22 protein-coding genes are annotated in these 22,881 nt (G+C 73.6%); 9 read left to right on the forward strand and 13 right to left on the reverse strand.

Annotation, left to right across the window (positions count from 1 at the left end; all coding sequences use genetic code 11):
* Positions 1-23: 23 nt before the first annotated feature.
* From AB0E19_RS06080 to AB0E19_RS06095, 4 genes are all read right to left on the reverse strand, one after another.
* Positions 24-647: a GntR family transcriptional regulator gene (locus tag AB0E19_RS06080; protein ID WP_362174023.1), complete on the reverse strand. Its 624-nt coding sequence runs from the start codon at positions 645-647 to the stop codon at positions 24-26.
* 132 nt (positions 648-779) lie between these two features.
* On the reverse strand, positions 780-2,543 hold the full coding sequence (sucB, locus tag AB0E19_RS06085; RefSeq protein WP_362174026.1) for a 2-oxoglutarate dehydrogenase, E2 component, dihydrolipoamide succinyltransferase: 1,764 nt from the start codon (positions 2,541-2,543) through the stop codon (positions 780-782).
* A 62-nt stretch (positions 2,544-2,605) separates the two neighbouring features.
* Positions 2,606-3,994 carry a dihydrolipoyl dehydrogenase gene (gene lpdA / locus AB0E19_RS06090; protein ID WP_360600218.1) on the reverse strand — a complete coding sequence of 463 codons (1,389 nt, stop codon included), beginning with the start codon at positions 3,992-3,994 and terminating at the stop codon, positions 2,606-2,608.
* 287 nt (positions 3,995-4,281) lie between these two features.
* Positions 4,282-5,787, reverse strand: a complete 1,506-nt coding sequence (locus tag AB0E19_RS06095; protein WP_362174031.1) for a leucyl aminopeptidase — start codon at positions 5,785-5,787, stop codon at positions 4,282-4,284.
* Positions 5,788-6,081: 294 nt separating this feature from the next.
* On the opposite strand from AB0E19_RS06095, the gene AB0E19_RS06100 reads away from it, so the two are divergent.
* Genes AB0E19_RS06100 through AB0E19_RS06120 form a run of 5 tightly spaced genes read left to right on the forward strand, consistent with a single transcriptional unit; the run spans position 6,082 to position 12,624 of the window.
* Positions 6,082-8,175 carry a hypothetical protein gene (locus AB0E19_RS06100; protein WP_362174034.1) on the forward strand — a complete coding sequence of 698 codons (2,094 nt, stop codon included), beginning with the start codon at positions 6,082-6,084 and terminating at the stop codon, positions 8,173-8,175.
* 28 nt (positions 8,176-8,203) lie between these two features.
* Positions 8,204-9,742, forward strand: a complete 1,539-nt coding sequence (gene pelF, locus AB0E19_RS06105) for a GT4 family glycosyltransferase PelF (RefSeq protein WP_362174037.1) — start codon at positions 8,204-8,206, stop codon at positions 9,740-9,742.
* Entirely contained in the window at positions 9,739-11,202 is a 1,464-nt protein-coding gene (locus AB0E19_RS06110) for a hypothetical protein (protein ID WP_362174040.1), read from the forward strand. The genes pelF and AB0E19_RS06110 overlap by 4 nt, the downstream gene beginning before the upstream one ends.
* Positions 11,203-11,215: 13 nt before the next feature.
* The gene (locus AB0E19_RS06115; RefSeq protein ID WP_362174043.1) at positions 11,216-11,836 is read left to right on the forward strand and encodes a spherulation-specific family 4 protein; all 621 of its coding nucleotides are present in this window, start codon (positions 11,216-11,218) and stop codon (positions 11,834-11,836) included.
* On the forward strand, positions 11,833-12,624 hold the full coding sequence (locus tag AB0E19_RS06120) for an endo alpha-1,4 polygalactosaminidase (protein WP_362174046.1): 792 nt from the start codon (positions 11,833-11,835) through the stop codon (positions 12,622-12,624). The genes AB0E19_RS06115 and AB0E19_RS06120 overlap by 4 nt, the downstream gene beginning before the upstream one ends.
* A gap of 3 nt (positions 12,625-12,627) precedes the next feature.
* Here AB0E19_RS06120 and cobS read toward each other — a convergent pair whose 3' ends face one another.
* The gene (gene cobS / locus AB0E19_RS06125; RefSeq protein WP_362174049.1) at positions 12,628-13,392 is read right to left on the reverse strand and encodes an adenosylcobinamide-GDP ribazoletransferase; all 765 of its coding nucleotides are present in this window, start codon (positions 13,390-13,392) and stop codon (positions 12,628-12,630) included.
* 76 nt (positions 13,393-13,468) lie between these two features.
* Between cobS and AB0E19_RS06130 the strand changes: the two genes are divergently transcribed.
* Entirely contained in the window at positions 13,469-14,233 is a 765-nt protein-coding gene (locus AB0E19_RS06130) for a hypothetical protein (protein WP_362174052.1), read from the forward strand.
* Here AB0E19_RS06130 and AB0E19_RS06135 read toward each other — a convergent pair.
* The 4 genes from AB0E19_RS06135 to AB0E19_RS06150 all read right to left on the reverse strand — a co-directional run bounded on the left by AB0E19_RS06135 (position 14,173) and on the right by AB0E19_RS06150 (position 19,178).
* Positions 14,173-14,880, reverse strand: a complete 708-nt coding sequence (locus tag AB0E19_RS06135; protein ID WP_362174055.1) for a hypothetical protein — start codon at positions 14,878-14,880, stop codon at positions 14,173-14,175. The genes AB0E19_RS06130 and AB0E19_RS06135 overlap by 61 nt on opposite strands.
* Positions 14,877-16,637, reverse strand: coding sequence for a phosphatidylglycerol lysyltransferase domain-containing protein (locus tag AB0E19_RS06140; protein WP_362174058.1), 1,761 nt, complete (start codon positions 16,635-16,637; stop codon positions 14,877-14,879). The genes AB0E19_RS06135 and AB0E19_RS06140 overlap by 4 nt, the downstream gene beginning before the upstream one ends.
* A gap of 112 nt (positions 16,638-16,749) precedes the next feature.
* Positions 16,750-17,829, reverse strand: coding sequence for a nicotinate-nucleotide--dimethylbenzimidazole phosphoribosyltransferase (gene cobT, locus AB0E19_RS06145; RefSeq protein WP_362174883.1), 1,080 nt, complete (start codon positions 17,827-17,829; stop codon positions 16,750-16,752).
* A 146-nt stretch (positions 17,830-17,975) separates the two neighbouring features.
* Positions 17,976-19,178, reverse strand: coding sequence for a bifunctional adenosylcobinamide kinase/adenosylcobinamide-phosphate guanylyltransferase (locus AB0E19_RS06150; protein ID WP_362174061.1), 1,203 nt, complete (start codon positions 19,176-19,178; stop codon positions 17,976-17,978).
* 92 nt (positions 19,179-19,270) lie between these two features.
* Between AB0E19_RS06150 and AB0E19_RS06155 the strand changes: the two genes are divergently transcribed.
* Entirely contained in the window at positions 19,271-19,477 is a 207-nt protein-coding gene (locus AB0E19_RS06155) for a hypothetical protein (RefSeq protein WP_362174064.1), read from the forward strand.
* A gap of 36 nt (positions 19,478-19,513) precedes the next feature.
* Here AB0E19_RS06155 and AB0E19_RS06160 read toward each other — a convergent pair whose 3' ends face one another.
* The 4 genes from AB0E19_RS06160 to AB0E19_RS06175 form a co-directional block, all read right to left on the reverse strand.
* Positions 19,514-19,663 carry a hypothetical protein gene (locus AB0E19_RS06160; RefSeq protein WP_362174067.1) on the reverse strand — a complete coding sequence of 50 codons (150 nt, stop codon included), beginning with the start codon at positions 19,661-19,663 and terminating at the stop codon, positions 19,514-19,516.
* Positions 19,660-19,827: a hypothetical protein gene (locus AB0E19_RS06165; RefSeq protein ID WP_362174070.1), complete on the reverse strand. Its 168-nt coding sequence runs from the start codon at positions 19,825-19,827 to the stop codon at positions 19,660-19,662. The genes AB0E19_RS06160 and AB0E19_RS06165 overlap by 4 nt, the downstream gene beginning before the upstream one ends.
* A gap of 189 nt (positions 19,828-20,016) precedes the next feature.
* Positions 20,017-20,739 (reverse strand): methyltransferase domain-containing protein, encoded by a 723-nt coding sequence (locus tag AB0E19_RS06170; RefSeq protein ID WP_362174886.1) that lies wholly within the window; start codon positions 20,737-20,739, stop codon positions 20,017-20,019.
* Positions 20,740-20,858: 119 nt separating this feature from the next.
* Complete coding sequence (locus tag AB0E19_RS06175; protein WP_362174073.1) at positions 20,859-21,461, reverse strand: DUF3043 domain-containing protein; 603 nt, start codon at positions 21,459-21,461, stop codon at positions 20,859-20,861.
* 282 nt (positions 21,462-21,743) lie between these two features.
* Here AB0E19_RS06175 and AB0E19_RS06180 point away from each other — a divergent pair, with 282 nt between their 5' ends.
* Together AB0E19_RS06180 and AB0E19_RS06185 are read left to right on the forward strand one after the other, a co-directional pair.
* Complete coding sequence (locus AB0E19_RS06180; protein ID WP_362174076.1) at positions 21,744-22,541, forward strand: PspA/IM30 family protein; 798 nt, start codon at positions 21,744-21,746, stop codon at positions 22,539-22,541.
* A 30-nt stretch (positions 22,542-22,571) separates the two neighbouring features.
* Complete coding sequence (locus AB0E19_RS06185; RefSeq protein WP_362174079.1) at positions 22,572-22,850, forward strand: hypothetical protein; 279 nt, start codon at positions 22,572-22,574, stop codon at positions 22,848-22,850.
* Positions 22,851-22,881 lie beyond the last annotated feature (31 nt).

Below are 22,881 nucleotides of genomic sequence, written 5' to 3' on the forward strand. Positions count from 1 at the left end.
CGTCTCTGACCAGCGCAAACGCTTCAGGCGCGAGGAGCGCAGCCCAGCACGTGCGCCTTCACCAGGGCGCCGATGTTCGGATCGCCCCGGCGGAAGGCCTCCACCAGTTCCTGGTGCTCCTCCGCGTACGACTTCTGCACCGTGCCCAGCCACCGGATCGACAGCGCCGTGAAGACCTCGATGCCGAGCCCCTCCCAGGTGTGAAGGAGCACACTGTTTCCGGCCGCCTTCACCAGCTCGCGGTGGAAGCCCACCGTGTGCCGGACCTGCGCCGTGCCGTCGGAGGTCGCGTCCGCCTCGTACAGCGCCGCCACGTGCGGCTCCAGCGTCGAGCAGTCGGCCGAGAGCCGGGGCGCGGCCAGCTCGGCCGCGATCTGCTCCAGACCGGCCCGGACCGGATAACTCTCCTCCAGGTCGGCCGCGGTGAGGTTGCGGACCCGGACGCCCTTGTTCGGCGCCGACTCGATCAGACGCAGCGACTCCAGCTCCCGCAGCGCCTCGCGGACCGGGGTCTGGGAGACCTCCAGCTCGGTCGCGATCCGGCGCTCCACGATCCGCTCGCCCGGCTTCCAGCGGCCGCTGACGATCCCCTCCACGATGTGCTCGCGGATCTGCTCGCGCAGCGAGTGGACGACGGGGACGGTCATGGAGCGGCTCCTCCGGGAGTTTCGTGACCCTTAGACAATACGGCGGTGTCCCCGCCCGGACACACATCCGGACGGGGACACCGCTGGTGAGGCTCGTTACGTTGCCTCCGAGGCGGAAAGCCTCATCGCGCCTTACAGACCGAGGTCCACCTCGAACTCGCCGGCCTCCAGGATCGCCTTGACGGCCGTCAGGTAGCGGGCCGCGTCGGCGCCGTCCACGAGGCGGTGGTCGTACGACAGCGACAGGTAGGTCATGTCGCGGATGCCGATGACCGTGCCCTCGGCGGTCTCGATGACGGCCGGACGCTTCACCGTGGCGCCGATGCCCAGGATGGCGACCTGGTTCGGCGGAACGATGACGGTGTCGAACAGCGCACCGCGCGAACCGGTGTTGGAGATGGTGAAGGTGGCGCCGGCCAGGTCGTCCGGCGTGATCTTGCCGGCGCGCACGGCGCCCGCGAGCTCCGCGGTCTTCTTGGAGATGCCGGCGATGTTGAGGTCGCCCGCGCCCTTGATGACCGGGGTCATCAGACCCTTCTCGGAGTCCACCGCGATCCCGATGTTCTCGGAGTCGAAGTAGGTGATCGTGCCCTCGTCCTCGTTGATCCGGGCGTTGATGACCGGGTGGGCCTTCAGCGCCTGGGCCGCCGCCTTCACGAAGAACGGCATCGGGGAGAGCTTGACGCCCTCACGGGCGGCGAAGGCGTCCTTGGCGCGGGCGCGCAGCTGCATCAACTTGGTGATGTCGACCTCGACGACCGAGGTCAGCTGGGCCTGCGAGTGCAGCGCCTTCATCATGTTGTCGCCGATGACCTTGCGCATGCGGGTCATCTTGACCGTCTGGCCACGCAGCGGGGAGGCCTCCAGGGCGGGGGCCTTCGGCGCGGCGGCGGCGGCCGGAGCGGCGACGGGGGCGGCAGCGGCGGCCTTCCTGGCCTCGGCGGCCGCGAGGACGTCCTGCTTGCGGATGCGGCCGCCGACGCCGGAGCCCTGGACGGTCGCCAGGTCGACACCGTTCTCGGTGGCGAGCTTGCGGACCAGCGGGGTCACGTAGGCGCCGTCCTCCGCCGGAGCGGCGGCCGGGGCCGGCGCGGCCGGGACCGGGGTGACGACGGCCGGCGCGATCGACGGCGCGGCCGGGGCGACCGGAGCCGGGGCGGCGGCCGGAGCGGCCGGGGCGACCGGCGCGGGGGCCGGAGCCGGGGCGGCGGGGGCGGCCGGGGCCGGAGCCGCGGCGGGGGCGGCCGGAGCCGGAGCCGGGGCGGCGGCCGGAGCGGCACCCGCGGCACCGATGACGGCGAGCTTGGCGCCGACCTCGGCGGTCTCGTCCTCACCGACGACGATCTCCAGGAGAACGCCGGAGGCGGGGGCGGGGATCTCGGTGTCGACCTTGTCCGTGGAGACCTCGAGCAGCGGCTCGTCGGCCTCGACGGTCTCGCCGACCGACTTCAGCCAGCGGGTGACGGTGCCCTCGGTGACGGACTCGCCCAGCGCGGGCAGCACGACGTCCGTGCCGACGGCGCCACCGGCCGGAGCGGCGGCGGGGGCCTCGGCCGCGGGGGCCGGGGCGGCGGGGGCCTCGGCGACCGGCGCGGGGGCGGCGGCCGGAGCCGGAGCGGCCTCGGCGGCGGGGGCCGGGGCGGCGGCGGGGGCGCCCGTGCCGTCGTCGATGATGGCGAGCTCGGCGCCCACCTCGACGGTCTCGTCCTCGGCCACCTTGATGGAGGCGAGGATGCCGGAGGCGGGGGCGGGGATCTCGGTGTCGACCTTGTCGGTCGAGACCTCGAGCAGCGGCTCGTCAGCCTCGACGCGCTCGCCCTCGGCCTTGAGCCAGCGGGTGACGGTGCCCTCGGTGACGCTCTCGCCGAGCGCCGGCAGGGTTACGGAAACCGACATGGTTTCAGTTGCTCCTAACGAATTGCGGAAGTTTGTCGTCGCGCCCTGTGATGACGTGAGCGTCAGTCGTGTGCGTGCAGCGGCTTGCCGGCCAGGGCCAGGTGGGCCTCGCCGAGCGCCTCGTTCTGGGTCGGGTGGGCGTGGATGAGCTGCGCCACCTCGGCCGGCAGCGCCTCCCAGTTGTAGATCAGCTGCGCTTCGCCGACCTGCTCGCCCATGCGGTCGCCGACCATGTGGACGCCGACGACGGCACCGTCCTTGACCTGGACCAGCTTGATCTCGCCGGCGGTCTTCAGGATCTTGCTCTTGCCGTTGCCGCCGAGGTTGTACTTGAGGGCGACGACCTTGTCCGCGCCGTACAGCTCCTTGGCCTTGGCCTCGGTGATGCCGACGGAGGCGACCTCGGGGTGGCAGTACGTCACCCGCGGCACGCCGTCGTAGTCGATCGGGACGGGCTTCAGACCGGCCAGCCGCTCCGCGACGAGGATGCCCTCGGCGAAGCCGACGTGCGCCAGCTGGAGGGTCGGGACCAGGTCGCCGACGGCGGAGATCGTGGGCACGTTGGTACGCATGTACTCGTCGGCCAGGACGTAGCCGCGGTCCATCGCGACGCCCTGCTCCTCGTACCCGAGGCCGGCCGAGACCGGGCCGCGGCCGATCGCGACGAGCAGCACCTCGGCCTCGAAGGTCTTGCCGTCGGCGAGGGTGACCTTCACGCCGTTCTCGGTGTACTCGGCGCTCTGGAAGAAGGTGCCGAGGTTGAACTTGATGCCCCGCTTGCGGAAGGCGCGCTCCAGGAGCTTCGAGCTGTTCTCGTCCTCGACCGGCACGAGGTGCTTCATGCCCTCGATCACCGTCACGTCGGTGCCGAAGGACTTCCACGCGGAGGCGAACTCGACGCCGATCACACCGCCGCCGAGGATGATGGCGGACTCCGGGACACGGTCCAGGGTGAGGGCGTGGTCCGAGGTGATGATGCGGTTGCCGTCGATCTCCAGGCCCGGCAGGGACTTCGGCACGGAGCCGGTCGCGAGGAGGATGTGGCGGCCCTCGACCCGGCGCCCGTCGACGTCGACCGAGGTGGGGGAGGACAGGTGGCCGGTGCCCTCGATGTAGGTCACCTTGCGCGAGGCGACGAGACCCTGCAGACCCTTGTACAGGCCCGCGATCACGTCGTCCTTGTACTTGTGCACGGCCTTGATGTCGATGCCCTCGAAGGAGGCCTTGACACCGAACTGCTCGGCCTCACGGGCCTGGTCGGCGACCTCGCCGGCGTGCAGCAGGGCCTTCGTCGGGATGCAGCCGTTGTGCAGGCAGGTGCCGCCGAGCTTGTTCTTCTCGATGAGTGCGACGTCCAGGCCCAGCTGCGCTCCGCGCAGCGCCGCGGCGTAACCGCCGCTACCGCCGCCGAGGATCACTAGGTCGAAAACGGTGCTGGCGTCGTTCGCCACGTCACGTCCTCCATGCATGTGCGCTCGTCGCCGGTCGTCGATGACCGGGCGGCGGCTCCGGTGTCCGGCCGCATTATTTCGGCCCTGTGGTGGGGGCCCTGTCCTGCCGAGAACCCATCTTCGCACTTGTTGGCGGACGGCGGGACGCGGGGCCGGTGGATGAGACCGGGCGATCCTCCGTCCGGCCGCCCGAGCAGGCGTGCGAAGCTACGGATTTCGTCGTCGGCGAACAACGGCGGAAGGCCCCGGAGCCGCAGCGTCCGGGGCCTTCCGTCACATCGGCCGGCTCAGAGCTCGCCGGCCGCCGTCAGCTCGGCGAGACGGACCAGGGTGCGGACCGAGGAGCCGGTGCCGCCCTTGGGGGTGTAGCCGAACGGGGCGCCCTCGTGGAAGGCGGGACCCGCGATGTCCAGGTGCGCCCAGGTGATGCCCTCGCCCACGAACTCCTGGAGGAACAGGCCGGCGATCAGGCCGCCGCCCATCCGGACGCCCATGTTCGCCATGTCGGCGGTGGGGGAGTCCATGGTCTTGCGCAGGTCCGCGGGGAGCGGCATCGGCCAGGACTGCTCGCCGACCTCGCCGGCGATCTCGTGGATCGCGGTCCGGTAGTCGTCGTCGTTGGCCATGATGCCGAAGGTGCGCTCGCCCAGCGCGAGGACCATGGCGCCGGTCAGCGTCGCCACGTCGATGATCGCGTCCGGGTGCTCCTCCGACGCCTTGGTGATCGCGTCGGCGAGGACGAGCCGGCCCTCGGCGTCGGTGTTCAGGACCTCGACGGTCTTGCCGCCGTACATGCGCAGGACGTCACCCGGGCGGGTGGCGGAGCCCGACGGCATGTTCTCGGCGAGGGCGAGCCAGCCCGTGACGTTGACCTCCAGGCCGAGGCGGGCCGCGGCGACGACGGTGGCGAACACGGCGGCGGCGCCGCTCATGTCGCACTTCATCGTCTCGTTGTGGCCGGCCGGCTTGAGGGAGATGCCGCCCGAGTCGTAGGTGATGCCCTTGCCGACCAGGGCCAGGGTCCGCTCCGCCTTCGGGTGGGTATAGGCGATGCGGACCAGGCGCGGCGGGTTCACCGAGCCGGCGCCGACGCCGAGGATGCCGCCGTAGCCGCCCTTGGCGAGCGCCTTCTCGTCGAGGACCTGCACCTTGAGGCCGTGGTCCTTGCCGGCGGCCTGGGCGGCGGCGGCGAAGGTGGCCGGGTACAGGTCGTTCGGCGGCATGTTGATCAGGTCGCGGGCGCGGTTGATCTCCTCGGCCACGGCGAGGGCGCGGTCCGCGGCGGCCTTGTGGGCCTTGTCGCGCGGCTTGGCGCCGAGCAGCGCCACCTCGGCGAGCGGCTTCTTGCCGTCCTTCTGCTCCTTGAGGGCGTCGAAGGAGTACGCGCCGAGCAGCGCGCCCTCCGCGACGGCGCCGACGGCCTCGGCCGAGGCGACCGGCAGCGCGAACGCGGCCTTCTTCGTGCCGGACAGGACGCGGGCGGCGGTGCCGGCGGCGCGGCGCAGGGTCTCGGAGTCGTACGACTCGCCTTCCTCGGGGGCGGAGCCGAGGCCGACGGCGAGCACGACGGGGGCCTTCAGGCCGGCGGGCGCGGGCAGCTTGGTCGCCTCACCCTCTCCACCCGAGGCGCCCAGGGTCTCCAGGACGGCGGCGAGCCTGCCGTCGAACGCCTTGTCGACGGCCTCCGCGCCCGGGGCGACGACCAGCGTCTTCCCGGCCTTCGCGACGCCGACGACGAGGGCGTCGGCACGCAGCGTCGCCGCTCCGGCAGTGCTGAGAGTGAGAGCAGTCACGGTGGTGAATTCTCGCTTCCATTGAGTTCTGTGGCGGTCGAGGGATGGGCCGACCGAGCCCGCCGCATCGTATTTCGGCCCGATGAGCGCCGAGAACGAGCCTACGCTCGCTCACCCGGTTCGCTCACCGCGGCTTCGATTCACTCATCCGAGGTGTCTCTTTCATGTTTGTCCTTCCGGCTGTCGTGTCGACGCCACACTCGCCTCATTCACACAAGCGCGGCCTTCACGCCTTCGCTTCATCTCCACAGGTACCCCCGAACCGGGGGCCCTGCCGAGGGGGGACACCACACCATGCACGCGAACAGATCCCGCACGCCCGCGGCCGCGCCGAGCCCGTCCGGAAAGCGGGCGGTGCCGCACCGCGCCGGCCGCGCCGCCGGGGCGCTCGCCGCCGCCGCGCTCCTCGCCACCGTGGTCCCGTCCGCGCAGGCGGCGGCCGCCCCCGCGCCCCGGATCGACCTCACCGTCCTGGTCGTCGACGACGGCGGCAGCGCCATCGAGGCCATCACCGCCGAGCTGAAGGGCTCCGGCGTCCCGTACCGCACCGTCGACCTGAACGACCCGAACCGGCCCGTCCTCACCCCCGCCTTCCTCAGCGACACGGTCGACGGCCGGCCCCGCGCCAAGTACCAGGGCGTCGTCCTGCCCCACGAGACCGCCTTCGGCCCCGACTCCGCCGAGCACACCGCCCTCCGGACGTACGAGCGGACCTTCGGCGTCCCGCAGGTCGACGCGTACACCTGGTCCCACCCCGGCGTCGGCCTCGAATACACCACCGACGGCGGCTGGTCCGGCGTCCTCGACGGGGTCACCGCCGGCGTCACCCCGGCCGGGAAGGCCGGCCCCTTCGGCTACCTCGCCGGCAGCCTGACCTTCGAGGACAACGACCCCTCGGTCTCCGAGAGCTACGGCTACGCGGGCCGCCCCCGGACCGGCTTCACCAGCTACGTCGACATCCCGGTCGACGGCACGGAGGGCGGCCGGGCCAGCCTGGTCGGCGAGTACGCCGCCGACGGGCGCCGCGAACTCGTCGTCACCTTCGCCTACAACCAGCACCAGCGGCAGTTCCGCGCCCTCTCCCGCGGCATCGTCGAATGGCTCACCCAGGGCGTCCACCTCGGGCAGGCCCGGAACTACCTCTCCGTCCACGTCGACGACGTCTTCGCCCCCGACGCCCGCTGGGACACCGTCCGGAACTGCACCCCCGGCGACCTCGACTGCGTCGGCGGAGACCCCGAGGCCGAGAACCCCATCCGGATGACCGCCGCCGACGCCACCTACGCCGCCGCCTGGCAGAAGGCCTCCGGCTTCACCCTCGACATGGTCTACAACGGCGGCCAGGGCGAGCAGTGGAGGACCGAGCACGGCGGCAGCGACCCGCTCGCCGCCCGGCTGATCGCCGACCGCGCCCAGTACCGCTGGATCAACCACACCTACACCCACCCCTACCTCGGCTGCGTCCAGGACAACACCACCGTCCCCTGGCGGTGCGCCACCGACGCCTCCGGCAGCACCCTCTGGGTCAGCCGCGCCGAGCTCTCCGCGCAGATCCGGAACAACGTCAACTGGGCTGTGGGCAAGGGCATCTCCGTCGACCGCTCCGAACTCGTCACCGGCGAGCACTCCGGCCTGAAGACCCTGCCCCAGCAGCCCGTCGACAATCCGAACCTCGCCGGCGCCCTCGCCGACAACGGCGTGAAGTGGACGGCCAGCGACAACTCCCGCGAACCCCGCCAGCGGGCCGTCGGCGCCGCGAAGACCGTGCCCCGGCACCCCATGAACGTGTACTACAACGTGGGCACCGCCGCCGAGATGGCCGACGAGTACAACTGGGTCTACACCTCCCGCGCCGACGGCGGCAGCGGCGTCTGCGAGTCCAACCCGGCCTCCACCTGCCTGCCCGCCCCGCTCCCCACCACCACCGGCTACGCGGACCACATCGTCCCGCAGGAGGCCCGCACCGCCCTCGGCCACGTCGTCGCCAACGACCCCCGGCCGCACTACGTCCACCAGTCGAACCTGGCCGAGGAGCGCCTCCTCTACCCGGTCCTCGACAAGGTCCTCGCCGACTACCGGGCCCTCTTCGCGGCGAACACCCCGATCGTGAACCCCCGTCAGAAGGACGTCGGCACCGAGCTGACCCGCCGCGACGCCTGGGACGCCGCGCTCGCCGCCGGCAAGGTCACCGCCTACCGCATCGGCACCACCGTCACCGTCAAGGCACCCTCCGGCGTCCAGGTCCCCCTCACCGCACCCGAGGGCACCCGCAAGCAACTCGTCCTCGGCACCGCCGCCTTCGGCACCGCGTACGCCGGAAGCCGCTCGGCGTGGACCGCTCCCGAGCTGCTCCAGACCGCCGTCACACTCCAGCTCCCGACCGCCTGACCAGCACGCTCTGGGGGGAACACACACCATGCCGAGCAGTGGCCGTCACGTCACCATGCTCACCGAAGGCACCTACCCGCACGTCCACGGCGGCGTCAGCACCTGGTGCGACCAGCTCGTCCGGGGCATGCCCGAGGTCACCTTCGAGATCCTCGCCCTCACCGGCAGCGGCCGCGAACCCGTCACCTGGGAGCTGCCGCCCAACATCACCCGGCACACCGCGTTCCCCCTCTGGGGCCATCCGCGGGGACCGGCCGCGCCCACCCGGGCGCGCCGGCCCCCGCGGGGGCGCGAACGCCGCCGCTTCCTCGCCTCCTACGAGCACTTCCTGCTCGCCCTGCTCGACCCGGACGCGGGCCACGACCTCGCCGGCCCCCTGTACGAGCTGGCCGCCCTCGCCCGCGAGGGCCGGCTCACCCCGGCCCTGCGCTCCGAGGCGGCCCTGCGCTCCCTCATGTGGATCTGGACCATGCCGCACCTGCCGACGCGTGCCGCCGGGCCCACCGTCCACGACGCCCTCACCGCCACCGACCTGCTGGAACACGCGCTGCGGCCGCTCGGCGCCCGGATAGCCGACGGCAGCGTGGCGCACGCCGTCTCCAGCGGCCTCGCCACCCTGCCCGCGCTCGCCGCGCAGCACTTCGAAGGGGTGCCCTTCCTGCTCACCGAACACGGCATCTACCTCCGCGAGCGCTACCTCGGCTACCGCACCGAGGCGCAGCGCTGGCCCGTGAAGGCCCTCATGCTCGGCTTCTACCGCGAGCTCAACTCCCTCGGCTACCGCCAGGCCGACCTCATCACCCCCTGCAACCAGTACAACCGGCGCTGGGAGGAGCGCGGCGGAGCCCCCGCCGACCGCATCCGCACGGTCTACAACGGCGTCGACCCGGCCCTCTTCCCCGAGGCCGGACCCGAACCCGAGACCCCCACGCTCAGCTGGTGCGGCCGGATCGACCCGATCAAGGACCTGGAGACCCTGATCCGGGCGTACGCGATCTGCCGCGCCGAGCTCCCCGAGCTGAGGCTCCGCCTCTTCGGCCCCGTCCCCGCCGGGAACGAGGACTACCGCACCCTCCTGGAGAAGCTCGCCGCCGAACTCGGCGTCGCCGACGGCGTCTCCTTCGAGGGCCGCGTCTCCGACGTGCCCTCCGCCTACGCGGCCGGCAGCGTGGTGATGCTCTCCTCCATCAGCGAGGGCTTCCCCTTCTCCCTCATCGAGGCCATGTCCTGCGGCCGGGCCACCGTGTCGACGGACGTCGGAGGGGTCCGGGAGGCGGTCGGCGACGCCGGCGTCGTCGTCCCGCCCCGCGAACCGGCCGTCATGGCCGCCGCGGCCTCCGCCCTGCTGCGCGACGGCGCCCGCCGCGCCGAGCTGGGCCGGCAGGCCCGGCAGCGGGTGATCGACGAGTTCACCCTGCACCGCTCGGTCGACGGCTTCCGCCGCATCTACCGCGAACTCGCCGCCCCCCGCGCCGCCTCGGCGCCCGCCGCCGCCCCGCCGCTGCGCGTCAGCATCCCGTCCCCGCGCCGAGGCGCGCCCCGAATCCCCGAAGGCACCCCGGCATGAGCGGCTCCCTCTGGCTGAAACCCCCGACCACGCCCCCGTCCCTGCCGGTCCTCCCCCGCCCGGGCCACCGCCCCCCGCACGCACCCCCCGCCGGAGGACCGCCCGCCGGCCCGGCCGCCGGACCGGGCACCGCGCCCGACCCGCTCGACGTGCTGGCCGGCCGGCTCGACGCGTTCGTGGCCGAGGCCGTGCATCCGGACGAGATAGCCGCGCTGCTCGAATCGGACGGCATGACCGACGACCACATCCGGCTGACCTACGGGCGGAACGATTCCTTCGCGCTCGCCGAGGACCTGTACGCGCGCGTGGCGCGGCGCCACCCCGGGCCGCCCGGGAAGGAGCCGAGCGGCCCGGGCCCCGCCGAAGGGCTCGGCGCCTGCCTGCTGCGCGGCCTCGTCTTCGCGCTGCCCGGCCTCGCCTACGTCCTCGCGGGACCGCTGCTCGCCGGACCGCAGGGGCGGTACGGGCTCCCCGCCGGCACCGTGCCGCTGCTCGCCGGGGCCGTCACCGGCTGGGTCTGGAACCAGGCCCTCTCCCACCGCGCCCACACCTGGCTCGGCCTCGGCGACCGGGCCGCCGCCGCCCGCGCCCTGCTCAACGGCGCCCCGGCCGGCGCGCTCGCGGGCACCGCCGTCGCCCTCGCCGCCGCCCGCGACGGCGAACTCCCCGCGGCCGTCTTCGCCGCGGGCCAGTCCCTCTACCTCGGCGCCGCCACCGTCCTCCTCGTCCTCGGCCGCGAACGGGCCCTGCTCGCCGCCCTGCTGCCGCTCCTCGGCGCCCTCCCCGCCCTCCGCTGGGACCTGCCCGGCCCGCTGCGCGTCGCCCTGCCGGTCCTCTCGCTCACCGCCGCCTGCCTGGTCGCCGCCCACGCGCTGCGCCCCGGCACCGCGCGCGGCGCCGCCGGGCGGGGCGGACCGCCGCTCGCGGCCTCCGTCCCGTACGGCCTCTTCGGCCTCGGCAGCGGCGTCCTCGTGCTGTACGCCGGACTCGGCGACGCCCTCGCCACCGGCAGCGGCGCGGTCATCGCGCTCACCCTCTCCATGGGGCCCGCCGAATGGCTGCTGCACCGCTTCCGCGGCGGCAGCCTCGCGCGGCTGCGCACCCTCACCACCGCCCGCGAGTTCCGCCGCGCCGTCACCGGCACCCTCGCCCTCTGCCTCGGCGGCTACCTGACCGTGCTCCTCGGTCTCCTCCTCGCCGCCACCCTCCTCTGGCCGGACACCCCCTGGCCGACGCCGGAGCGCCTGCTCACCCTGCTGCTCCTCGGGACCGTGCTCTGGCTGGGGCTGCTCCTCCAGGCGTTCGGCGCCGTCCTCGGCGCGGCGGCCGTCTGCCTGCTGGCCGCCGCCGCGCAGACCCTGGAACCGGCGGCGGGCACGCTCGCCGCCGGGGCGGCGGCCGTCGTGCTGGCCGTCCTCACCCGTGCTCTGCTGGTACGACCGACCGCCCACCGCCTCTAGAAGGGCACCGCCCGTGAAACGTTCCCTCCTGGTGCCGTTCTACGAGCACCCCGCCGACCGCCCCGAGGGCTGGGCGGCCCTGCTCGCGGCCGCGCCGGCCCTCCACGGGGTCGTCCTCAACCCGGCGGACGGCGCCGGCGAGGCCCCCGACCCGGCCTTCGCCGAGGCCGCCGAGCGGCTGCGCGCCGCCGGGGTGCGGATCCTCGGCTACGCGGACACCGCCTACGGCCGCCGCCCGCACGCCGAGGTCGTCGCCGACCTGCTCCGCCACCGCGACTGGTACGGCGCCGACGGGGCCTTCCTCGACCAGGTCGCCACCGCGCCCGAGGCCCTCCCGCACTACCGCCGCCTCGCCGTCGCCGCGCGGGCCGCCGGCGCGGCGACCCTCGTCCTCAACCACGGCACCCACCCCGACGACGGATACGCCGAACTCGCCGACCTGCTGGTCACCTTCGAAGGCCCCTGGGACACCTACCGCACCCTCGACCCGCCGGCCGCCCCGCACCACTGCCACCTCGTCTACGCGGCCCCGCCCGGCTTCCGCCCCGCGACCGAGATCCACTGCGCGGTGCCGGGCACGGGCGCCCACCCCTGGGGGACCCTGCCGCACGGGATCCCGGAGCCGGCCCGGTGAGACGCCTCCTGCCGCTTCTGGCGGCCCTCCTCCTGCTGGCCACGGCCTGCACCACGACCTCCGCCCCCGACCCCAAGCCCGAGGAGGCGGAACGCTGGCGGCCGACGGCCGGGCTCGCCTGGCAGTGGCAGCTCAGCGGCCGGCTCGACCCGGCCGTCGACGTCCCCGTCTACGACATCGACGGCTTCGACCACCCGGCCGCCACCGTCGCCGACCTGCACCGCCGCGGCCGGAAGGTGATCTGCTACCTCTCCACCGGCGCGTGGGAGGACTTCCGCCCCGACGCGGACCGCTTCCCGAAGTCCGTCCTCGGCAGGAGCAACGGCTGGGCCGGCGAACGCTGGCTCGACATCCGCCGCACCGACGTCCTCGAACCCCTCATGGCCGAACGCATCGACATGTGCCGGGCCAAGGGCTTCGACGCCGTCGAACCCGACAACATGGACGGCTACCGCAACCGCACCGGCTTCCCCCTGACCGCCGCCGACCAGCTCGCCTACAACCGGCTCATCGCCCGCCTCGCCCACGACCGCGGCCTGGCCGTCGGCCTCAAGAACGACCTCGACCAGATCCCCCAGCTCCTCCCCGACTTCGACTTCGCGGTCAACGAGCAGTGCGCCCAGTACGCCGAGTGCGAGCTCCTGGCCCCCTTCGTCGCCGCGGACAAACCCGTCTTCCACGCCGAGTACGAGCTGACCCCGTCCCAGTTCTGCCCCCAGGCCCGCGAACTGGGCCTCAGCTCCCTCCGCAAACGCTACGCACTCGACGCCTGGCGCCAGTCCTGCTGAGCCTCAGCCCAGCGTCAGCGCCACCAGGGTCGCCGTCGCGGCCGTCTCCTCCACGGCGCCGAAGACGTCGCCGGTGACGCCGCCGAAGCGGCGGACGCAGCGGCGGAGGAGGAGCGCGGCGGCGGCCAGGCCCGCGCCGGCGGCGAGGACGGCGTGGACGGCGTCGTACGAGGAGAGGAGGAGGCCGGAGGCGGCGGCGAGGAGGAGGACGGCGGCGGTGCAGAGGGTCGCGGAGCGGACCGGCACCGTGTCGGCGACGATCGCGCCGAGGCCCTCGGGCCGGGCCGCGGGGACGCCCTGCCGGGAGGCGTGGGTGAGGGCGAGCCGGGCGACCGTGGCCGCCAGGACGGCGGCGACCGCTCCGTGCGCCCAGCCCTGCCCGTACAGCTCGTAGACGGCCGCGACCTGCGCGAGCAGGACGAGGACGAGGGCGATGACGCCGAACGGGCCGATGTCGGACTGCTTCATGATGCGCAGCGCGTCCTCGGCCGGCTTGGCGCTGCCGAGGCCGTCGGCGGTGTCGGCGAGGCCGTCGAGGTGGAGGCCCCGGGTGAGGACGGCGGGGACGGCGACGGTGACGACCGCGGCGACGAGGGGGCCCGAGCCGAGGGGGAGGAGCACTCCGCCGGCCGCCGCGGCGACCAGGCCGACGACGAGTCCGGCGAGCGGCGCGCAGAGCATGCCCGCGCGCGCCGCGTCCCGGTCCCAGCGGGTGATGCGGGCGGGGAACACGGTGAGGGTGCCGAAGGCGAAACGCAGGCCGTCCATCCGGGCAGGGTAATCGCCGGATCAGGACGGTAGATTGCGCCTATCGGACAAGAGGTGCGTTTCGGAACGGGGTGGCATGGGTCACTGGTTCTCCCGCAACATCCTGGAGCCGGGGAAGCTGCCGATGCTCCTCGCGCTGACCTCGTTCGTCCTGACCTTCCTGGTCACCCGGACGGTCACCCGGCTGATCCGCGCCGGGAAGGGCCCGTTCCGGAACGTTTCCTCGGGCGGGGTCCACATCCATCACGTCGTGCCCGGCGTGGTCCTCACCGTGCTCGGCGGCTTCGGCGCGGTCGCCAGCGGCCGGCACGGCCTCGGCGCCGCGGCCTTCGCCGTCGTCTTCGGGGTCGGCGCCGGGCTCGTCCTGGACGAGTTCGCGCTCATCCTCCATCTCGACGACGTGTACTGGTCGGAGGAGGGCCGGCAGAGCGTCGAGGTCGTGGTCCTCACCGCCGCGCTCGTGCTGCTGCCGCTCAGCGGCTTCTCGCCGCTCGGCGTCGACGACGTCACCGAGGAGGAGCGCCAGGACCGGGTGGGCTTCCTCCTCACCCTGGCCCTGAACTTCCTGTTCATCCTGGTCACCCTGGTCAAGGGCAAGCTGCGGATGGCACTCGTCGGGGTCTTCGTGCCGTTCGTGGCGATCGTCGGCGCCGTCCGCCTCGCCCGCCCCGGCTCCTGGTGGTGGCGGCACTTCTACCGCCGCTGCCACCGGGCACGCGCGCGTGGCACGGTCCGCGCCTACCGCCACGACAAACGCTGGACCCGGGTGCGGCGGAGGGTTCAGGACCTGATCGGCGGCTTCCAGGAACGCGTCCCGGGCCGCGGCTCCGACACCCCCTGACCCCGCTCCCGCCAGGCCAGGAAGCCCATCAGCGCGAGCACCCCGGCGATGGCCGCCAGATGCTCCTTGCCCGCGAGGTTCGGCTTGACGACCACCTCGACCACCATCGCCACCACGACGGCCGCGCCCGTCCAGTACGCGCGCTTCCGCCAGCACACGTAGACGGCGAGGCCGACCACCGCCGCCGACGGACCGGTGTCCACCACCCGCGCGTCGGAGGCCGGCAGCCCGAAGGGGGTGTCGGGGCCCAGGGCGATGCCCACGCGCGCGTACAGCGTCCCGCAGAGCGTCGCCAGGTACGCGATCCCCAGCGTCCGCCACCGCCCGAGGCACAGCTCCGCGATCCCGAAGACCAGCAGGACCTGCGCGAGCGCGCCCCAGACCGGCAGGTCGAGCGCGGGGACGAAGAGCGAGAGCGGGGTCCGCAGCAGGGCGAGCCACAGCGGGTCCTCGGCCCGTACGGCGCCGATCGCCTGGACCGGCCCGTACCCCCACTCCTGGTTCTGCGTGAACTGGAACACCGCGGTGAGGCAGACCGCCGACAGCGTCAGCGGCACCGCCCCCCACCGCCGGGCCGACAGCTCTCCCCGTACGGTGGCGAGCAGCGGCCCCCACTCGCGCCGGGCGAACCGCCGCACGGAGCTCAACGCCCGCCCGCCAGATGCTTGCGGTGCATCCAGTTCGGCAGCCCGGGCGCCTCCAGGAAGCCCTCGGCGCGGCCGGCGGAGATGCCGATGCGCGGCAGGTCGGCGCTCTTCTCGAAGAGCATGAAACGCGGCTCCCAGATCGGTCGGTACTTGGCGTTGGCCCGGTACAGCGACTCGATCTGCCACCAGCGGGAGAAGAAGCCGAGCAGCGAGCGCCACAGCCTCAGCACCGGTCCGGCGCCGAGCTTGGAGCCGCGTTCGAAGACGGAACGGAACATCGCGAAGTTCAGTGAGACCTGAGTGATCCCGATCTCCTTCGCCCGCTGGAGGAGCTCGATCACCATGAACTCCATCAGCCCGTTCTCGGAGTCCCGGTCACGTCGCATCAGGTCGAGCGAGAGCCCCTTCGGTCCCCACGGCACGAAGGAGAGCAGCGCCCGCAGCTCGCCCGTCCCGTCGGTGCACTCCAGCATCACGCACTGCCCGTCGCGCGGGTCCCCGAGCCGGCCCAGCGCCATCGAGAAGCCGCGCTCGGTGGCGCCGTCCCGCCAGTCGTCGGCCTTGCGCAGCAGCTCCGCCATCTCCTCGGCGGGAATCGCGTCGTGGCGCCGGATCCGCACCTCGTACCCGGCCCTCTTGACCCGGTTGTACGCCTGCCGCACGGTCCGCATCGCCCGACCGTCCAGGGTGAACTCGGCGGTCTCCACGATCGCCTCGTCGCCCAGCTCCAGGGCGTCGAGACCGTGCCGGGCGTAGATCACCCCGGCCTCCTCGCTCGCGCCCATCACCGCCGGGATCCAGCCGTGCTCCCGCGCCTCGGCGAGCCACGGCTCGATCGCCCCCGGCCAGGCCTCGGGGTCGCCGATCGGGTCGCCGGAGGCGAGCGAGACCCCGCCCACCACCCGGTAGGCGACGGCGGCCTTCTCGCTCGGCGACCAGACCACGCTCTTCTCGCGGCGCAGCGCGAAGTAGCCGAGCGAGTCCCGCTCCCCGTGCTTGTCGAGGAGCGCCCGCAGCCGCTCCTCGTCCTCCTCGGTCAGCGGGTCGACCGCCCGGCGGGAGCGGAAGGCGGCGAAGAGCACCGCGAAGAGCAGCAGCGTGGACATCACGTTGATGGCCACGTCGACCCAGCCGGGGGTGGTGATGGCGGGGAAGCGGGAGTCGTCCGCGGCCAGCGTGATCAGCCGCATCACGCCGTACCGCCAGCGCTCCAGGAAGGTGGAGGTGCCGGTGGCCGTGTTGGTGACGGTCACCAGGAGGGCGGCGAGCAGCGAGGTGACGAGCAGGCCGCCGACGGCGACGGCCGCCGCGAGCAGCGGGTTGGAGCGGTCGCCCTTCGCGTAGAACTCCTTGCGGCCGAGCAGCAGCGCGACGAAGAAGGCCGCGGTCAGGGTCAGCGAGATCCAGTTCTGGGCGTGCTGCCGGACCTCGGGGAAGATCATCACCAGCGCGAAGAGCAGCAGGAACAGCCCGCACAGCACGGTGTTGAGGATCCAGGCGGCCCGCTTGCGGCGGCGCATGGTGATCGCCAGGAAGAGCGTGAAGACGCCGGAGGCGAAGCCCGCCGTCAGCATGTACGGCGTGAAGTAGTCGTCCTCGTTGTGCCGGCGCAGGTCCTGTCCGAAGGAGACCCAGACGGCGCTCAGGAGGTTGACGAACGTGACGGCGCGGAGGTACCAGACGGCGAACGCGGCACTCCGCCGCGAGCGGTCGGTGCCCCGGGGCGTTCCTTCGGCGGACAAACGGACCTCTCCCATGAAAAGCGATCATATGGGGCACCGCTTGTCATGCGGCGACGCCGGAGGCGGCCGTCCGCGCGTCGCGGACGGCCGCCTCCGGGCCTCACCGATTCCGGTGGTGCGCTCCCCGTCAGACCGCCCCGGCGGGGGCGGTCGCGCCCGTGGCGGTCGGCTCCGGGCGCTCGGGCAGCTCGGCGGCGAGCGCCGCCGCCGCCCGGACGAGGGGAAGCGCGAGCAGTGCCCCGGTTCCCTCACCCACCAGGACGCCCTGGTCGAGCAGGGGGTTGAGCGCCATCCGGTCCAGCGCCTTCGCCTGCGCCGGCTCCCCGGACACCTGGCCCGCCAGCCACCAGTCCGGCGCCCGGAACGCCGCCCGCTGCGCCACCAGCGCACAGGCCGCGCCCACCACGCCGTCCAGGATCACCGGCATCCGCCGCACCGCCGCCTGCAGCAGGAAGCCGGTCGTCGCCGCCAGGTCCGCCCCGCCGACCGTGCCGAGCAGTGCCAGCTGGTCGCCGAGCACCGGCCGGGCACGCCGCAGCGAGTCCCGGATCGCCGCGCACTTGCGCATCCACGCCAGGTCGTCGATCCCCGCGCCGCCGCGCCCCGTCACCACCGAGGCGTCCGTGCCGCACAGCGCCGCGATCAGCGTCGACGCCGGGGTCGTACCGCCCACGCTCAGATCGCCGAGCACCACCAGGTCGGTGCCCGAGTCGGCCTCCTCGTCGGCGATGGCCATCCCGAGCCGCACCGCCGCCTCGGTCTCCTCCGGCGTCAGCGCGTCCTCGACGTCGATCCGGCCGCTGCCGCGCCGCACCCGGTGCCGGGTCACCGACTCCGGCAGCAGCTCCGGGTCGCAGTCCAGGCCCGCGTCCACGACCCGCACCGGCACGTCCATCGAGCGGGCCAGCACCGCCAGCGGGCTCTCCCCGTCGAGCAGCTCCCTGACCAGGACGTGCGCGGTCCCGGCAGGACGGCCCGACACCTCCTGGGCGGCGATGCCGTGGTCACCGGCGAAGACGACCACCTTCGGCTGCGCGATCGCCCGCACCCGCACCGCCGACTGGGCGGCCGACAGCCACTCGCCCAGCTCGTCGAGGCGGCCGAGCGCGCCCGCGCGGACGGCGAGCCGCTCCCGGCGCTCCTCGGCGTCACGCCGGATGCCGCCGTCGGGGCGCTCGATCAGATCGGAGAAGTCGTCGAGGTTCAGGGGGTGCAGGGGCTGCAGGGGTTCCATCGGGGTTCCGCCTTGTGGCATCAGCGAGGTTCGGCACGGGCTGGTCGCCTCGGGGCCCCGGGGGTTCCCGAGGCCCCTCGGGCGCCTCGGGCGCCTTCGGGGCCCCAAGGATCAGCACCCTACCCGCGCAGCACCAGGGCCTGACCGGCGACCACGAGGACCACCTGCTCGCACTCGTCCCCGAAGGCCGCGTTGAGCCGCCCCAGCTCGTCCCGGAAGCGCCGCCCCGCCGCCGTCGCCGGCACCACGCCCGAGCCGACCTCGTTCGTCACGGCCACCACCGTCCTGCGGGTCGCCCGCACCGCCGCCACCAGCTCCGCCGTCCGCTCCCGCAGCGCCGCCTGCCCGCCGTCGGCCCAGACGTCGTCGTCCCAGGCGCCCACCCGGTCCATGGCGTCCGTCAGCCACAGCGACAGACAGTCGATCAGCAGCGCGGGCCCCTCCTCCGCGAGCAGCGGTACGAGATCGGTGGTCTCGGAGGTGCGCCACGAGCCCGGCCGGCGCTCCCGGTGCAGGCTGACCCGCTCCGCCCACTCCGGGTCGCCCTCGCGGGTCCCGCCGGTCGCCACGTACACGACCTCGGGGAAGGTCTCCAGGCGCCGCTCGGCCTCCACCGACTTCCCCGACCGGGCCCCGCCCGTCACCAGCGTCCGGCGCGGCACCTCCGGCAGCTCGTGGTACTCGCCCAGGTACAGCACCGTCCCGTCCGGCACCGCCCGCGCCCCGGCCGCCGCGAGCCGCCGGTCCAGCTCGCCGCCGGCCGGCGCGTCATGGTCCAGGTGGACGGCGATCACCTCCGTGCCGGGCCCCACCGCACCGCTCGCCCGCAGCCGGGCCAACGCGTCGGGACGGCCCGTCACATCCGCCGCCACCAGGTCGTACGGCTCCTGGTGGTTCTCCGCGAGCCCGGCCGGCGCCGCGCCGCGCGGCAGGTAGAGCAGCCGCTCGCCCTCGGCCGACACCACCTCGTAGCCGGTCCCCGGCGAGTCCATCGGCACCGCCCGCACCCGGTGCCCGCTGATCAGCGTCAGCTCCCGCCCGTCGGGCACCCGCCCGGCTGTCGGCAGCCCCGCCGGCAGCTCCACCGGCGGACCGTCGTGCGGATACGTCAGGAGCACCTGCCGCACCCCCACCAGCGAACGCCCCGCACGGGCCGCGGCGAGCGCCGCCCCCGGGGTGAGGTCGAGGAGCAGCGCCCCGTCCACGAGGAGCGCGGTCGCGGCACGCGCGCGTGCGCCGCGGGAGGACGCGCACACCGCGCAGGGGCAGTCGGGGCGGGGCAGGCCGAGCGGGGAGCCGGTGCCGAGCAGAGTCAGTTCCACGCTCTGAATCCTCCCGCGCCCCCGCGCGCGGTGCTCGCCCGGCTACGCTGCGGGCAGGAAACCGATCATCCGGTGAGCCCCAGGAGGCGGACATGGCATGGACGTGGCGGTTCGAGAAGTCCGACGGCACGGAGGTCACCCCGGTGGTGACCCCGGAGGACTTCACCACGCAGGGCGACGCCGAGAGCTGGCTGGGCGAGCACTGGCGCGACCTGCTCGCCGGCGGCGCCGACCAGGCGACCCTCTCCGAGGACACCGTCAGGATCTACGGCCCGATGCCCCTGGACGCGGGGGAGTAGCGGCACCGCGCACGCGGCCCGCGGGCCGGGGTCCGCTCACATCTCGCCGAGCGTGACCTCCGCCTTGCGGGTCGCCGAGCCCCGCACGTACATGACGTCCACCTCGTCTCCCGGCTTGCGGTCCGCCAGGGACTCCGCGAGCGAGACGATCGTCGTGATGTCGGCGGCGGCGAGCCGGGTGATCACGTCGCCCGCCCGCAGCCCTCTGCGGGTCGCTCGGGCGCGTCGGCCGCGCCGGAACCGGAGCCGGACGAGCACCCGACGGCCGGCGCGACGGCGCAGACCCCCGCGACGACGGGCAGGACCGGACGTCGGGAGCGGATACGGGAGCGGGCACGGGAGGCATCCATGTCCGGAGTATCCGTTCCGTCCCCTTCGCCCGTCCCGGTGGACGCCGCCGATCAGGCGTACGTCCCGGAAGACCGATCAGGCGTACGTCCCGGCAGACCGGGCAGGGGTACGGACCGGGAGCAGGCGATACGGAGAAGGGCCGGTGCGCCGCGTCGGCGCACCGGCCCTCGGACCGCGGGGGGACGGGCTCAGCCCCGCACCCCGCACAGGTGCAGCAGCGCCGCCACCCGCCGGTACGGATCCGTCCGGCCCGCCCGCTCCTCGGCGGCGAGCAGCCGGTCCAGCTCCTCGGCGGCCGGCAGACCGGCCTCCGGCGGGACGCCGTCGGTGAAGACCCGCACCCCGTACCAGGCGTGCAGCGGCGCCGCGATCCCCGCGAGCGTCGCCGTGAGCCCGTCGAGGCGGTCGGCCCGCACCTTCACACCGTCGTCGTCCTGGTAGACGTCCGTGTCGAAGCCGGCCAGCGCACCCGCCCAGTCCCCGGCGAGCCCCGGCCGCATGGCGAGGGCGTCCGCGTTCCGTACCACCAGGGAGAGCAGACCGCCGGGCGCCAGCATCCGGGCCAGGCCCGCGAGCAGCGCGTCCGGCGCGTCGGCGTACATGAGCACGCCGTGGCACAGCACCACGTCGAAACTGCCGGGCAGGAAGTGGACGCCGGTCTCGCGGCCGTCGCCCTCGATGAGCCGGACCCGCTCGCGGATCCCGGCCGGCTCGGTCGCCAGCGACTCCCGGGCCGCCTTCAGCAGCTCGGGGTCGGACTCCAGGCCCGTGACCGTGTGCCCGGCCCGGGCCAGCCGCAGCGCCTGCGTGCCGGCCCCCATGCCCGCGTCGAGGATCCTCAGCCGCTGTCCCACCGGGTAGCGGCCGGTTATCTGCTCGTCGACCTGCCGGGCGACGATCTCCTGCCGGATGGTGTCCCGAAGCCCGCCGTGACCGGCGGGCCAGTGGACGACCGCGGGCAGCACGGGAGCGCCCGCCCCGGTGGCGGCCACGCCGAACGCGTGGCCGCCGGAGACCGAGCCGTCCGCGCTCAGGGCCGCTCTCCGCGCTTGACCTGCGGCTTCGGAAGCCGCAGACGGCGCATCTGGAGCGTGCGCATCAGGCCGTAGGCGATCGCGCCGCGCTTCGGCTCGTTCGGGAAGCGCTCGCTCAGCTGCTTCCGCAGACGGATCCAGATGCCGATGGAGTCGATGATGATCAGGACGATCACACCGAGCCACAGCAGCAGCGAGATGTTCTGCAGCGAACGGTTGGTGTTGCCGAAGAGCGAGAGCACGAGGATGACCACGGCCATCGGCAGGAAGAACTCGGCGATCGCGAACCGCGAGTCGACGAAATCGCGCACGAACCGGCGCACCGGGCCCTTGTCACGGGCCGGCAGATAACGCTCGTCACCGCTGTTCAGCGCCTCGCGCTGACGCGTGAGGTCGGCTCGCCGCGCCTCACGCTGGCGCTTGGCGGCCTCCTTGCGGTCGAGCGGGGCGCTCTGCGCACGACGGCGCTGGGTCTGGGCCTCACTCCGCTTCGGGGTCGGGCGGCCCTTGGGGGCCTCGGGGTCGCGGGGCTGCTTGGAGAGGTCCGCCGTCACCTTCTCGGTGGGGGCCTTCTCATCCTTCGAACGGCTACGGAACACAAAACCCAAGGGTACGGGGTGGCGGGCATGGAACCCCAGTCCGGGAGGGAACGATCCGCTCACAGCCGGCGTCGTAACCGGTACGCACACGAGGACGCAGGGCATGCCAGGGGTCTCCCCGAGATCCTTCTACTCCTCCCGCCGGAGACGGGAGGTGCCGCAGTCGTCCTTGGGGAGGAGCGCATCCCGCTCCGAACAGTGCGGTAATGGAGGCAGGGACCGTACTGTGGATCCTGACGAAGAGCTGGTGCCGAGTCCGTCAGAAGGGGGCGCGCGAAGCCCATGAGCGGTGTCATGAAGCGTATGGGGATGATCTTCCGCGCGAAGGCGAACAAGGCCCTTGACCGGGCCGAGGACCCGCGCGAGACGCTCGACTACTCCTACCAGAAGCAGCTGGAGCTGCTGCAGAAGGTGCGCCGCGGTGTCGCCGACGTCGCCACCTCCCGCAAGCGGCTCGAACTCCAGCTGAACCAGCTGCAGGGCCAGTCCGCCAAGCTGGAGGACCAGGGCCGCAAGGCACTGGCCCTCGGCCGCGAGGACCTCGCCCGCGAGGCGCTGTCCCGCCGGGCCGCGCTCCAGCAGCAGGTCAGCGACCTCGAAGTGCAGCACCAGACGCTCCAGGGCGAGGAGGAGAAGCTCACCCTCGCCGCGCAGCGCCTCCAGGCCAAGGTCGACGCCTTCCGCACCCGGAAGGAGACCATCAAGGCCACCTACACGGCAGCCCAGGCGCAGACCAGGATCGCCGAGTCCTTCTCCGGCATCTCGGAGGAGATGAGCGACGTCGGCCTCGCCATCCAGCGGGCCGAGGACAAGACGGCCCAGCTCCAGGCACGGGCCGGCGCCATCGACGAGCTGCTCGCCTCCGGCGCCCTCGACGACCAGTCGGGGCTCGCCAAGGACGACATCCAGGCCGAGCTGGACCGCCTCTCCGGCGGTACGGACGTCGAGCTGGAGCTCCAGCGCATGAAGGCGGAGCTGGCCGGGGGCCCCTCCGACCGGCAGCAGGCCATCGAGGGCGGCGCCACGGGCACCCCGCAGCAGAACCAGCAGCAGAACCACCCCCGCTTCGACAAGCAGTAGAAGCAGCAGCCGACCGGCAGAGGACGCGTCATGATCGTACGGATCATGGGGGAGGGCCAGCGCGAGCTGGCCGACAGCCACTTCGCCGAGCTGAACAAGCTCGACGACGAGTTGCTGCGCGAGATGCAATCGGGCGACGAGGAGGGCTTCCGCCGCACCCTGGCGGCCCTCCTCGACGCGGTCCGCACCGTGGGCACCCCCCTCCCGGACGACGCCCTGGAACCCTCGGAACTCATCCTCCCGTCCCCGGACGCGACCCTGGACGAGGTCCGGGACATGCTCAGCGACGACGGCCTGATCCCCGGCTAGGCGGGGGCCCTCGCCCCGCCGGGGCGAGGGG

Origin of the sequence: Streptomyces sp. NPDC047974 (assembly GCF_040653375.1) — a bacterium.
Taxonomy (GTDB): domain Bacteria; phylum Actinomycetota; class Actinomycetes; order Streptomycetales; family Streptomycetaceae; genus Streptomyces.

Bases quoted from the DNA above. Each gene is read 5' to 3' on its own strand.
- AB0E19_RS06080 (WP_362174023.1), bottom strand. From the start codon at position 647: ATGACCGTCCCCGTCGTCCACTCGCTGCGCGAGCAGATCCGCGAGCAC.
- sucB (WP_362174026.1), bottom strand. From the start codon at position 2,543: ATGTCGGTTTCCGTAACCCTGCCGGCGCTCGGCGAGAGCGTCACCGAG.
- AB0E19_RS06100 (WP_362174034.1), top strand. From the start codon at position 6,082: ATGCACGCGAACAGATCCCGCACGCCCGCGGCCGCGCCGAGCCCGTCC.
- pelF (WP_362174037.1), top strand. From the start codon at position 8,204: ATGCCGAGCAGTGGCCGTCACGTCACCATGCTCACCGAAGGCACCTAC.
- AB0E19_RS06110 (WP_362174040.1), top strand. From the start codon at position 9,739: ATGAGCGGCTCCCTCTGGCTGAAACCCCCGACCACGCCCCCGTCCCTG.
- cobS (WP_362174049.1), bottom strand. From the start codon at position 13,392: ATGGACGGCCTGCGTTTCGCCTTCGGCACCCTCACCGTGTTCCCCGCC.
- AB0E19_RS06130 (WP_362174052.1), top strand. From the start codon at position 13,469: ATGGGTCACTGGTTCTCCCGCAACATCCTGGAGCCGGGGAAGCTGCCG.
- AB0E19_RS06140 (WP_362174058.1), bottom strand. From the start codon at position 16,637: ATGGGAGAGGTCCGTTTGTCCGCCGAAGGAACGCCCCGGGGCACCGAC.
- AB0E19_RS06155 (WP_362174064.1), top strand. From the start codon at position 19,271: ATGGCATGGACGTGGCGGTTCGAGAAGTCCGACGGCACGGAGGTCACC.
- AB0E19_RS06165 (WP_362174070.1), bottom strand. From the start codon at position 19,827: ATGGATGCCTCCCGTGCCCGCTCCCGTATCCGCTCCCGACGTCCGGTC.
- AB0E19_RS06180 (WP_362174076.1), top strand. From the start codon at position 21,744: ATGAGCGGTGTCATGAAGCGTATGGGGATGATCTTCCGCGCGAAGGCG.
- AB0E19_RS06185 (WP_362174079.1), top strand. From the start codon at position 22,572: ATGATCGTACGGATCATGGGGGAGGGCCAGCGCGAGCTGGCCGACAGC.